The sequence below is a fragment of the Hydrotalea flava genome, assembly GCF_001623405.1.
Lineage (GTDB): Bacteria > Bacteroidota > Bacteroidia > Chitinophagales > Chitinophagaceae > Hydrotalea > Hydrotalea flava.
The window spans coordinates 1-13,411 of sequence record NZ_LUHG01000080.1 but is presented as its reverse complement, the minus strand read 5'-3'; the positions used below and the strand labels follow the sequence as shown (position 1 = coordinate 13,411).

Genomic DNA, 13,411 nt, shown 5'->3' with positions numbered 1-13,411 from the left:
CATTTTTAAACCCAAATAAAACTTAGTCATAACTTTGCGCCGTCTTCAAAAAGTTATTTTATTATCCTAAAAAACATACAGCATGGAATACAGAATTGAAAAAGATACCATGGGCGAGGTAAAAGTACCCGCACATGTATACTGGGGTGCACAAACAGAAAGAAGTGTAGAAAATTTTAAGATTGCAAGAGATATTAATCAAATGCCCAAACCCATTATACAGGCATTTGCTTATTTAAAAAAAGCTGCTGCTTTAGCCAATTTTGAATTGGGTGTTTTATCGGAAGAAAAATGCAAGGCCATTGCTACCGTTTGCGATGAAATTTTAGCCGGAAAATTAGATGAGCAATTTCCGCTGGTAGTATGGCAAACGGGAAGCGGCACACAAAGTAATATGAACGTAAACGAAGTAATTGCATACAGGGCTCATGTATTAAAAGGTGGACAATTAACCGATAAAGAAAAATTTTTACACCCGAATGATGATGTGAATAAATCGCAATCTTCCAACGATACCTTTCCAACAGCCATGCACATTGCAGCTTACAAAATGCTGATGGAAACTACCATTCCCGGTATCACCAAACTGAGAGATACCCTGGCTGAAAAAAGCAAAGCATTTATGCATGTGGTTAAAATTGGCCGTACCCATTTTATGGATGCTACACCATTAACATTGGGCCAGGAATTTAGCGGTTATGTAGCACAACTAACGCATGGTTTAAAAGCCATTCAAAACAGTTTATCGCATTTAAGCGAGTTAGCTTTGGGCGGCACAGCAGTAGGCACAGGTATTAATACCCCAAAAGGGTATGATGTGTTGGTAGCTAAAAAAATTGCAGAACTAACCGGATTACCCTTTGTTACAGCCACTAATAAATTTGAAGCCTTAGCTGCTCACGATGCCATTGTGGAAGCACATGGCGCTTTAAAAACAGTAGCCGTAAGTTTAATGAAAATTGCCAATGATATCCGCATGTTATCATCGGGCCCACGGAGTGGCATTGGCGAAATTCATATTCCCGACAATGAACCCGGTTCTTCTATCATGCCCGGGAAAGTGAACCCGACCCAATGTGAGGCTTTAACCATGATTGCGGCGCAGGTTATGGGGAATGATGTGGCCATTAATATTGGCGGGGCTACCGGTCATTTTGAATTGAATGTATTTAAACCCATGATGGTATACAACTTTTTACACAGTGCCCGTTTAATTGGCGAAGGCTGTGTAAGTTTTAATGATAAATGTGCTACGGGTATTGAGCCTATTGAAGCCAATATTAAAAAGCATGTAGACAATTCGTTGATGCTTGTTACTGCTTTAAACACCAAAATTGGTTATTACAAAGCCGCTGAAATTGCACAAAAGGCACATAAAGAAGGTACTACTTTAAAAGAAATGGCCGTTACATTAGGCTATGTTACTCCTGAACAGTTTGATGAATGGGTAGTACCGGCTAATATGGTAGGTTTATAGTTTTGAATGGCAATTAACACCTATTAGATATACATGATTCATTTTAACAAAAACAGAAACGCCTATTTATTTGGCAATCTGTCGAACTCTATAAACGAATGAAATTAATACATTATTCAAACATCTATTTTTTCTAAACAAACACTAAATCATTATTTATAACGCATTGTGCTATTACGCTCTGAAAGGCTTACTAGGCATAAGTTTCAATAAACTTGGCTCAACATCCATTAGTTATACAGAGTTTACTGAAACACCATTAGGCAATGAGTTTCAAACGAAAACAGATTTTAATAGCACAACACGTTATTTATATTTTTTATTGAAATTTTGGATTCAAGTTAGTTCCTGTATTTAGTTGATCTGTTCCGTTAACTAATAAAGTATCACCTTCCGATAAGTTACCGAAAATTTCCGTTTTATTATCTACAGAAATCCCATTGCGAACTTCCACCCATTCTGTTTTCCCATCTTTCAATCGGATAACAAAACGTTTTTCCTGATTGGTTACAATTGCAGTAGAAGGTACCATAAAAGAAGGCGTTGACCTGTAAAATGTTAAGTTAGCATTTGCAAACATGCCTGGTTTTAATTGATTTCCTTTGTTTACATAAAGAAATTCCCAGATTTCAGTTCTATTAGTAAGATTTAAAGCTCCTGCTTTTCTGGATAATTTAGCCTTGAATAAAACATCTGGATAAGCATCAACAGTAAACTTAACAGAGGCACCTTTTACATTAGCTGAGACATAAGCCTCCGGTACTGGCAAGCGTAAACGAAGGATACTATTATTTTCTACTATCAAAATAGGATTGGTGTTTCCTGTTCCCACCAAGGTGCCAGGGTCAACATTTCGTTGGGTTACTATACCGTTGAAGGGAGCACGGATTATCAGGTAATCTTTTAATTGTGCATAAGCATTAAGCCTGTATTTTGCAGCTTCTAATGTGGCACTATCTGCCAACATCTGACTTTTGATTCTTTCTATTTCCCCTGCTGCAATGGTACCCTCTACTTTTGCTGCATTCAAGATACGATTGTATGCATCCAAACTTCCCATATATTTTGACCTTGCTGTTTGAACATCCGAATGATTTTGTGCATAATTGGCAATTATTTCAGGTGCTTCCAAAACCGCTAAAACTTGTCCTTCCTGAACCCAATCCCCAATATCTACTTTCAGGGTTTTAATATAACCGGGTACTTTAGTATATATCTCGGCCTTCTCTAATGGAAGAAATTCACCGGGGAAGGAAACTTCCTTGTTGAAGGTTTCTTTTTTCAAAATAAAAGCTGCAACTGAATCTGTTGTAGCTCTTGGCATTTGCAATCTGTTTTCTTTGTTTTTACAACCCATTGCAAGTGTAAAAGATGCAATGGTAAAAATCAATATGCCTTTAATATTTTTCATGCTAATGCTGGTTTATAAAGATGAATTATTTGTATTGCCTGCTTCATAATAAATACTATTCTCGTCTTCGGGGTCAAACGAAGGATTTTTGTAGGGTTGATTTCCAACTACATAAGAATAGATCATTGGTAAGAATATGAGTGTACTAACAGCAGAGAATATCAAGCCCCCAATTACTGCTATCGCCAAAGGGGCAGACTGATCGCCACCTTCTCCTATGCCCAAAGACATAGGTATCATCCCTGCTATCATAGCAATATTTGTCATTAATATAGGTCGCAAGCGGTTAAACGTAGCAATGATAGTAAAGCCGGATGAAAAATCTCGTTTACGGTGGAGCTCTGCATTTGTAACAAACAAAATTGCGTTGGCTACTGCTACACCAACAGCCATTATAGTACCCATATAGGATTGTATGTTTAACGTTTTTCCAGTTAACAATAACAACAATATAGATCCCGCTACTACAGTTGGTATGATGGAAAGAATAGTAAGTGAAAGTTTAAATGACTGAAAGTTTACGGCTAACATTAAAAGAATTACTATAATAGCAATCAATAACCCTGATTGTAGTTCACTCATGGTTTCATGGAGTAATTCTGACTGGCCCCTTACCATTATTTTTACACCTTGTGGAAGCTGACTTAGAGAGGCTATTTTAACATTTACTTCTTTAAGGGCTGTACCTAAGTCTTTATTATGAATATTGGCAGTAATAGTAATGAAGCGTTGCTGATTAATGCGGTCATATTCACCAGGTGTAGTAATTCTTTGCATGGAAGCAGCATCTCTTAAATAAACCGGGTTACCAACATTGCCCGAAACAGGTACCAGTCCCAGTTGTTCATTACTGTTTATTTTGTATTGCGGATATTCTATCTGCACCTGATAAGCTATCCCCGAATTTTTATCTAACCAATAATTGGGTTGCGTAAACCGGCTTGATGAAGTGGCTGCTACTGTTGATTTGCTGATTTGATCAACAGTTAACCCTAATTGGCCTGCTTTCACTCTATCAATATCTATTTTAATTTCCGGGTAATCTAATGGTGTTGCAATTTGAACATCTCTTAAATAAGTAATACTTTTCAATTTATTATTTAATTTTTCCGCAACTAATCTTGATTGAGAAAGGTCTCTGCCCAATACTGCAATTTCTATTGGGTTACTGGAACCTAAGTTTAAAACTTGCTCTACTAAATCGCCTGGTTCAAAAGATATTGTTGCATCAGGAAGTGATTGGTGCACTGCTTTTCTCATTTGTTCTTTAAAATTTTCAATACCAATACCTGCCTCTTTATTAAGGTTGAATTTAATTACAGATTCCTGCGGGCCGCTTGTCCATAAGTAAACAAGGTTAATAGGAAAACTAGAAGGTTGTGTGCCAATAAAAGCTGAACTAGCTTCTATATTCCCTTTTGTTATACTATCGGCTAAATGCAAAAGTTTTTGTGTAGCACCTTCGGTTCTTTCTATTCGGGTTCCGGTTGGCATTCTCAACCTAACTTGTGCCTGCCCCGCATCTACTTTTGGAAATATATCCGTACCTATTAATGAAAATAATATTACTACTAAAACAATTGAACCTAAAACATAAGCCAGGGATTTCCATTTTGCTCCTTTAATAAATTGTTCCAGCCAAACAATATACTTATGGCGAAATATTTCAAAACGACTTTCTTTGTGGCTACCTGAATGATTAAACTGATTGCCTCTTAATATCCAATTCGAGAATACGGGAATTATTGTATTTGAAATAAGAAATGAGGAAATCATCGCAAAGCCAACTGACAAAGACAAAGGAAGGAACATTCCTTCAGGAACCCCACTCATAAAAAGTGATGGTACAAATACAGAAAGAATGCAAAGCAGAATTAGCAGTTTGGGTATAAAAATTTCCCTGCAACCATCAAGAATAGCTTTAGATTTAGATTTACCCATCTCCAAATGCCGGTGAATGTTTTCAATTGTCACCGTTCCCTCATCCACCAGAATACCAACAGCTAACGCCAACCCTCCCAACGTCATTATATTGATAGTTTGACCAAACAAGTTCAACAATATAATCGCTGACAGAATTGACATAGGAATAGTTAGCACAACAATTAAGGCACTTCTTTGGTCGCCTAAAAAAAGTAATACCATTAACCCTGTTAGGACGGCTCCAAGAGCCCCTTCAAATGAAAGACTCTTTACTGAGTTAATTACATAACCAGACTGGTCAAATTCATAAGCCACTTTGATATCGCTTGGTACTGCTGCCTGCATATCTGGCAGAGCCGCTTTTACTCTTTGCACCACATCCCACGTAGAAGCGTCTGAGCGCTTGGTAACAGGGATATAAACGGAACGTTTGCCATTTACCAAAGCATAACTTGTAGTTATATCTGAACCAATATTTACACTGGAAATATCCCGAATGTAAACAGTTGGCCCTGGGCCTATTCTAATGGGCACATTTGCCAATTCCTGCACATTATTAACAACTGCATTCTGAGACGTAATCAAAGTTTGGTCTCCCTCTCTTATATTACCAGCAGGGGTAATGCTATTTGCTTTCACTAATGCCTGAACTATCTCATCAGGTGAAAGATTGTATGCCCTTACTTTATTTGGGTCAACATTTACTATAACAGTTTTCTGATTGCCGCCAAACGGAGGTGGGGCAGATACTCCCGGAAGAGTAGCAAACATGGGTCGTACCCTGAATAGTGCAAGATCAGATATCTCACCTAATGTTCTGGTTTTAGAAGTAAAGACCAATTCTCCAACCGGCACACTTCCTGCATCAAAACGAGTAATAAATGGCGGCACAGTTCCTGGTGGCATAAAAGCTTTTGCCCTATTTACATACCCTACCACTTCTGCCATTGCCTGGCTCATATTAGTGCCTTCATTAAACTGTATTTTAATAAGCGCTGCTCCCTGAATAGATTTCGATTCTACAAACTTAACGCCGGTTACATATAAAAAATGATATTCGTAATAAGAGGTAACAAAACCTTCCATTTGTTCTGGTGATAATCCGCCATAAGGTTGAGCTACATAAACAGTTGGCAATCCTAACTGAGGAAAAATATCGATCCTCATTTTTTTAATAGCCAAATATGAAAAAAACAGGATAGCTAAAATAACTACTATAATAGTAACAGGTTTTTGTAATGCTCCTTTTAGTAAATTCATAATTTGTTTTTAGTTAGCCTGATTAATAAATAAGTTAATGTCTCCATTCACGGCTGCTTTATACAAGAAAGCTTTCCAAACGCCCATGTATGAAAGCTTGTTATCTATTTCTGCTTTTATCAAAGCATATTGGGCCTGTAAGAAATCTGAAATTGTAGCGAGGCCAGACTGATAACGGGATTGCATAGAACTGTATGAAAACCGGGCAGATTCTAAAAACAAAGGGCTTTCTTTTACAATGGCAAATGCACTATTGAGAGAAGTATCGGCCAATGCATTTTGTTTTTTCAATTGCAATTGAATTTCGTTAAGTTTTTCCTGATTTGATTGTATCAGAAAGTCCTGTTGCTGTAACTGTGGTCGAATTCTTGCAGATTGTAAAAGCGGTACACTTATCTGTAAACCTATACCATAATTCATACTTTGAAAGCCCAGGCCATCTGTAGCTTTTACCGTACCATTGTATGCAACACCAGAACCTCTTGCATAAAGTGTGCTCCATGTGCCCAAAGTTGGCATAGTGGTTTTTGAAAGTACTTTCTTACGGGCAAAACCGATAACAATATTGGAGTTGTATAAATGAATCAATGGATTTTTAACTGAATCGGCACTAAAATTTGTTACAGGAAGTTTGGAAAAGAAAAAAGTATCGGCAACAGTAACATAATTATCTGTTGCAAGTAGCTGAGTTAAATAGATAAGGGTTTGTTCTTTGTATTTTTGACTGTTCAGCAATTCAACTTTTGCTTTTGAATTTTCGGCCTTGAATAATTCGGTATCAACACCAGGCCTTATACCATTTACAACAAGTGATCGAACTGCCTGTAAATTGACCTCTGTTCTTTGTAAATTATTCTGATACACTTTTACCAACTCAGTGGCAGTTATTACATCAAGATAGGCATTGATTACTTTTATTTTGTGTTGAAATATTTCATTTTCGGCATCCGCATTGGCGTACTGCAAGCCTGCTTTTGCAAAATCAATCTGAGCTTTTCTTTGACCGAATGTGATGGGTTGCCAATTAAGTAAAAGGCTCGCAGCACTGCCAAATACACCACTCATACTATTAGAGGAAGATGGCGGCCCACTGATAGGCATTATAAATTGCGGATATGCCATACCGGTAATATTATTGTAAGTGGCATAGTCCATTTGGTAGGATGCATCTATAGAAGGAATCAAAGTATTCTTGCTTATATTTATACCTTTTTGTGCGGCCTGAACATCCAGCATTTTTGATTTCAGTAAAGGATAGTTTTTTTCTGCCAATTGCAACAATTGCGGCAGTTTTGTTTGTGGTTGTTGTGCAAGACCTTTCAGGTGCAGCAGCAGTAATAGCAAACAATAACTAATTTTTATACTTTTATATAATTTTATCATTGTATATTTAATTTATTTCAATTATAAAAAAAGTCCTGTGCCCAAAGCAATGGCAATAACAAAAAGCATAATAACTACGGTTACCTGTATAAACTTTAGGGTAATTTTTTTAAAAATTCTTTTACCAATTAACGAACCGGTTAAGGCAGCAAGTGTTGCGGCAAAAACATAACTCAAATTTTCATGACGGCTGGTTTCGGAAAATCGCGTTGCGTAAACAGAGAGCCTTGTGATATCTACAAAAACAGATAACACTGCCGCAGATGCAATGAATGCTTCTTTTGATAAGCCTGATTTTATTAAAAAAGCACTTCTTAATGCTCCCTGGAGGCCGGAAAGTCCACCCAAAAAACCACTTAGTAAACCACCAATTGGCAGCTTGTTTTTACTAAACTGGGTTGCCTTTAAAACTGGTATAATCTCGAACAGTGTAAAACCGATAAGCAAAATTGCAATGATGAATTTTACAGGCTTTACTTGAAATAGGTGTTCAGAAATAGTATAGGAATAAAGGTCAGGAAGATTTGAAATATTCATCAGCAGCCATGCACCTGCGAATGATACAAGTATTGCAGGGATACCAAATTGAATCAAAACTGTTTTATCGGCATTTTTACCAACCATTCCTGCGATAAGCATATTATTGAAAAAATGAATTATTCCAACTGATGCAATGGCTACCTCTGCAGGAAAGAAAATCATAAATACTGGGGTAAGGATAGTACCCAACCCAAACCCGGAAAAAAAAGTAAGTATAGCTATTATAAATGCCGCTACTGATAAAATAATTATTTCCATTTTTGTTTTTCAATTTGTTTATCTATCGACCATTTGCCACCTCCTTTGATGATTAAGAAAATATTTCCCAAAAACATTGACCAGTCAGTACGGCTATCATGCAACATTGACCAGAAGCCATTATTGTGTAAAAGTTCTGCTTTTGTAGTTGCAATTGAAACCAACATGATAATGAGTAAAGGAATAGCTGCCAACCTTGTAAACAAACCTATTAAAACCAGTGTGCCGCAAATTATTTCGAAACTGCCCACAAAAGGACCTAAAAAATCAGGGTTGGGTAAGCCTATTTTTGCGAAACGGCCTGCGCCCAAAGCATCTGCATATAAAAATTTCTGTATCCCTTCCGAAAGGAATACTGCTCCCACCATTAACCGGATGATAATTGCAGTAGGTTCATTATCCGAATGGATGATTTTATATAACATAGTTATAAAATTTATTTTATTTATAATTAAATAAACACATAAAACCAAAATCCATGTGAAGTTGCATGTGGCAATGCATTAAAGTTAATCCCGGATTATCTGCTGTAAAATCAAGATGCATTTCTTGAAAACCACCCAACATAACAACATCTTTTATAATACCTGTTGTTGACTTACCTCCAATTCTTGTAATCTCGAAACTATGGCGGTGGAGATGCATCGGATGAATATCATCTGAAGCATTGCGCATAAGCAAACGATACCGCTTGCCTTGTTGCAGATGAAACATAGGCTTCATGTCCATCATGTTAAAAGCAACCCCGTTTATGGTCCATCTGTTAAACCCATTTTCAGCGGCATTTTGTTTAGCAAACAACAAATTAATTACCTCATCAGGCTGACTTACTATTCCAAAATCATTCCCAAAAATTGTATAATCCCATTTAAATGGTTCTGGTGTTTTCCATTGTGGTTTCCCTGTATGGTTTGCATATTCTATCACAATACCCATACCGTTACTTCTGTCATCATCAGACAAATCGCCCATAACCCATATACCAGGATTTCTCATCTCTACAATTGCAGATATTCGCTCAGCGGTACCTATCCATAACACAGGAACTTCTCGTGGATTTGGTACCGGGTTCCCGTCCAAAGCCACCACTTTAAAACTATGACCTGGCAATGCAAGGCTTCTGATTTCAGTGGCACTCCCATTAAGTATATGGAATAGTACTCTTTCGCCCTCCTTAACACGAATAGGATCACCATGACCGAACTGACGGCCATTAATAGTAAAAATATTATACCCAACTTCATACCCTTTTGTTTTAATTAGAGATTCCTTTTCGGCTTTCTCCTGTATGGCTGCTAAATTGGGAATTGATTCACCAGTGAGGACATCCATAGCCATATCGCCGCCCCGCATAAAGTAAGGCTCGAACTCCTTAAGTATAATAAATGCTTCACGATCATAATTGCCAGGTTCATTTTTTGGTTCAATATAAACAGGACCAACCTGCCCGGAGTATTGCCCAACATTTAAATTAGCTCCAGCTACCAAGTGCGTATGGTAAAACCTAAAACCGGCAGGCTTAGGTACAAAAACTTCACGGCGCATCCCATGAGCAGGGATATAAGGGGTGCCTTCTTCTGCAGCACCATCAACATCAGTCGGCAAAAACTGCCCATGCCAATGCAATTGTTCAGGTGTGTCTGTATCATTATAAATATCTACTATTGCTTTTTGTCCTTCTTTAAAGCGCAATAAAGGACCCGGAAACTCGCCATTGTATGTGGTTGTAGAAATGAAATGCTGTGTGCCTACCTCTACCAACCCTGTGCCGATATGAATTGTATAATCTGCTTTTTCATCTTGTAGTGTTACATCCTTTGCTTCTAAGGAAAATTTGTGGCTATCAGGTTCACTATGTACTAAGCTACTCATTGGCAAATTACTTGCAATGGGCATTGCTAACCCGGCTGATTTAATAAATTTTCTACGATCCATAACTTAATTTTTTAAATTAGTCAAGCCATCTGAGAAATGAATTGCTTACCACAGACAATACAAGTAAAATAAATATTTTAAAGTATTGTTCATTCAGATTTTTAGGGTATGAAAAACAATTTATCCCCTAACAAAGATGGTACATGAAATTAATTAAGTATGGTATATTTGAAAATACTATGGTACTGGGGTTACTGGCTTCGAAAAGCCTGTGGAGTATACCCAGTATAGCGTTTAAAATATTTAACGAAATGAGAAGGGTCGTTAAAGTCTAAGGCAAAGGAGATTTCAGAAACGGTATTATCGGTATAAATCAATAAGCGTTTGGCTTCACTGATTAGGTGTTCTGCAAGTACTTCTGCTGCGGACTGATTTACAGCTTTGCGGCAGACTGCATTAAGGTTTTGCGGAGTTGTATTTAACAAGCCTGCATAGTATGCTACATTGTTTTTTATTTCCTTGTTTTGCGAGAGTAGTTCCCTGAATGATTGAAAGAGATCTGCCTTTACTTTCACGTTATTGATAAGTGGCTTAGCCACTTCTAATATTTTTGCTAACAGCGCTTTTAGCAGTCCTTCCACAACAGGAAAGCGGTTTTCATTGGTTGTATCGTTTTCTTTGGTAAGCAACTGAAAGAGTTGATTAATGGTGCTGGTATCTTTTACCTGCAAACTGGAAAAACTGCTTACTTTAGTCAATAATGCTTTCAGTTCTACATCAAGGCTCTTATCAATAAAACCTTTTTTTAAAATTAATACATACCCTTCAGGCACCGTGCGTAAGTCCCAATAATGAACCTGTTCCTTACGCACAAAGAAAATAACTGGTGGCTGTACTTTGTATTTGGTGTAATCAATAGCATGAGTGCCGCTACCTTTTGAAAGGTAAATGATTTCAAAATAATTATTGTGTTTGTGTGGTTCAGTTTTCCTAATCTCCTTCTTAAACAGTGTGATCTTAATTAACTTGCCTGTTTCACTTTTATCTTTTATGTTGATTTGAAATGGCATAAATATTATTATAATTGGGCTATCATTGCCTATTGACCAACTAAAGTATAAATAAAAAGGGAAATTCATTAGAACCATCCGGATTGGTTAAGTTGGAGTTACCATACAAAAAATTTACTAATGTTGGGGTAAGTTAAAAGTTTTGCCGGTGTTTATTTAACCCCAATTTTAGTCGAACAACAATGATAGATTTTATTAAAGTCTTGTTTTGGTTGAATTTTGTAAGATCAGTGCCGGATTACGTATAACACTAAAGTAACTCTTACCCATAACCTGTTGCTTTACTTATTACATTCTTTCCATTTTGAAACGTCAAACATTTTGCTGCTTTCCTTAGTATACATTTTCAATACTTATCCCTATTTACAGCGTTGTGCAACACTGTTGAGTGAAACATTTATCGAATATGTATCGGAAGCAGTATTGAATGTACATTTAAGTAAAGGAATGGGTATTTAATTGGTTGCGGCGGGCTTAGCCTTAACGCACCTCAGGCAACGATTTCCAACGGGCGGTATAGCGGGGGCTACGCAATTCCTGCCACATTTTACAGTTGCGACCGGACTCAGAACCTAATACCCCGGTTGCGCAAATGTCACTGCTGCAAAACAGGTACACTTATCACCATACAATTATTTGCAGAGCGGGGACCACCGCGGAAGTATTTACGGGAAAAAAAAGCTGCCCCTGCTTTGCCATTATACTAAACCGGGCAGTGTTCCTTATGTCCCTACACTAAAAATGAAGGGAAGAAAAACCACCTGGGCAAAAGCATAATGCCTGTCCATAATCATTAACTAGCGCTCCGCTTGCTTTGTACTCCATAACAACACCCCAAAAAATTTATAGATAATCTAATTCACCGGTTCCGTACAACAGAGGTGTTCATGTCTTGCCCTTCGGGCAATATGAACGGCTAGTTATTGTAGGCAGTACTTTACTATTTGCTATTTAATTACAGAAATAGAATCATAAACCTCAATTGTATATTCTGAGTTGGGTCTACTAGATAAATCAGAATAATAAAAGCCACGATTTATTTTCCCGCTTTTTAAAATAACTGTTGATTCAATCCTAAAATCGTGACTATTTAGAGTAAGGTTATTTTTATTTATACTAATTGTCGAATATTTTTTCGCTTCTATTTTGTCGACCTTATACTCATTGCCTTGTACATAAAATATCAGCTGTTTAATCGATTCATTGCTCTTATTTTTAATAGTAATCTTAATCTCTGGATTTCCACAAGAAGTAAATAATTTGGATATAGTAATTATTAAAATTAACAAGTTTTTCATATATCATTGATTTGTTGGTGTGAGTTGGGTAGCAGAAGTAATTCCATGTCGGCCTAATTTGGGATTACCATTGACATGCCAAAAATCATTATTTATTCCATTACTTCCTGGTGGTGGTGTAGGTTCAACTGGCTTTAAATATCTTAATTCTCCATTTGTGAGTTTTGTTAGTACATCAGATGAAAGACTTGAATTTGATGTAAAAATTGGAAACATTACATTTCCAACCATATGCCCAACAGCATTGTTCCACAAATCCATATCTTTTTCTTTTTGTAGCTGAGGGGATACTTCACTTTCGTGCGCATCAGAAAAAAGTTTAGCAATATTTTCAAGTGTCATTGGGTCTAAACCTAAGTCTCTTCTGTTCATGGCATTAAAAAAAGCATGTCTAAAAGCATCACTCTTATCATTTAAGCCATTTTTTCCAAAGATTGCAACAGTCTCTTGTTCAGCTACCGGTTTGTTTTTACTTATCATATATGCATGAGTCGGATATTTTTTAACTAAAGCTTTTTCTGCTGCGGTTAATCTATCATATTGCCCATTTTGATTTTCATCTAAATCTAAGTTAAAATTATTGGGTTCGTTTAACCAATTATCATCTTCCCACCAAACATTGTTACTATTGCTATTAGAAAAATATTGTTGATTAAAGGCTAAGTAATCTAAATCTGACATCAATTTATCTATATGCTCAATTGCAATATTATTTGCACGTGGATTTATAGTGGTTTGTAAAAAGTTGTAAATCTCATCAGCACGTAATTGGTTATTTTGCAACCACAGCGATTGAGCATAAGTAAGCCCTAATTGATTTGAAAGACTAGTAACTGTTTGAGAAAATCCACTTCCTCCACTAAATCCAACACCACCCGTCCACCACCAACTCCAATCGGGCTCGTAAGGTCCGGCG

Annotated in this window: 11 protein-coding genes; 1 reads left to right on the top strand and 10 read right to left on the bottom strand. The window is 36.9% G+C overall.

The window, feature by feature from the left end:
• Positions 1-82: 82 nt before the first annotated feature.
• Entirely contained in the window at positions 83-1,477 is a 1,395-nt protein-coding gene (gene fumC / locus A0F92_RS08855; RefSeq protein WP_068244472.1) for a class II fumarate hydratase, read from the top strand.
• Between the two features lie 319 nt (positions 1,478-1,796).
• Here the strand turns inward: fumC and A0F92_RS08850 are convergent, their stop codons facing one another.
• From A0F92_RS08850 to A0F92_RS08810, 10 genes are all read right to left on the bottom strand, one after another.
• Positions 1,797-2,888 (bottom strand): efflux RND transporter periplasmic adaptor subunit, encoded by a 1,092-nt coding sequence (locus A0F92_RS08850; RefSeq protein WP_068244470.1) that lies wholly within the window; start codon positions 2,886-2,888, stop codon positions 1,797-1,799.
• Between the two features lie 12 nt (positions 2,889-2,900).
• Positions 2,901-6,071 carry an efflux RND transporter permease subunit gene (locus A0F92_RS08845; protein WP_068244467.1) on the bottom strand — a complete coding sequence of 1,057 codons (3,171 nt, stop codon included), beginning with the start codon at positions 6,069-6,071 and terminating at the stop codon, positions 2,901-2,903.
• 9 nt (positions 6,072-6,080) lie between these two features.
• Positions 6,081-7,454, bottom strand: coding sequence for a TolC family protein (locus A0F92_RS08840; protein WP_068244465.1), 1,374 nt, complete (start codon positions 7,452-7,454; stop codon positions 6,081-6,083).
• 21 nt (positions 7,455-7,475) lie between these two features.
• Complete coding sequence (locus A0F92_RS08835; protein ID WP_068244463.1) at positions 7,476-8,252, bottom strand: sulfite exporter TauE/SafE family protein; 777 nt, start codon at positions 8,250-8,252, stop codon at positions 7,476-7,478.
• Complete coding sequence (locus tag A0F92_RS08830; protein WP_068244658.1) at positions 8,243-8,677, bottom strand: DoxX family protein; 435 nt, start codon at positions 8,675-8,677, stop codon at positions 8,243-8,245. The genes A0F92_RS08835 and A0F92_RS08830 overlap by 10 nt, the downstream gene beginning before the upstream one ends.
• A gap of 16 nt (positions 8,678-8,693) precedes the next feature.
• The gene (locus A0F92_RS08825) at positions 8,694-10,187 is read right to left on the bottom strand and encodes a multicopper oxidase family protein (RefSeq protein ID WP_068244460.1); all 1,494 of its coding nucleotides are present in this window, start codon (positions 10,185-10,187) and stop codon (positions 8,694-8,696) included.
• Between the two features lie 191 nt (positions 10,188-10,378).
• A complete protein-coding gene (locus tag A0F92_RS08820; RefSeq protein WP_068244655.1) occupies positions 10,379-11,197 on the bottom strand; it encodes an AraC family transcriptional regulator in 819 nt (272 codons plus the stop codon).
• Positions 11,198-11,677: 480 nt separating this feature from the next.
• Complete coding sequence (locus tag A0F92_RS16060) at positions 11,678-11,815, bottom strand: DUF4113 domain-containing protein (protein WP_167516954.1); 138 nt, start codon at positions 11,813-11,815, stop codon at positions 11,678-11,680.
• Positions 11,816-12,144: 329 nt separating this feature from the next.
• Positions 12,145-12,495 (bottom strand): hypothetical protein, encoded by a 351-nt coding sequence (locus tag A0F92_RS08815; protein WP_068244457.1) that lies wholly within the window; start codon positions 12,493-12,495, stop codon positions 12,145-12,147.
• A gap of 3 nt (positions 12,496-12,498) precedes the next feature.
• Positions 12,499-13,411, bottom strand: a 913-nt coding sequence (locus A0F92_RS08810; RefSeq protein WP_068244454.1) for a DUF6973 domain-containing protein, incomplete at its 5' end; no start/stop codon positions are given.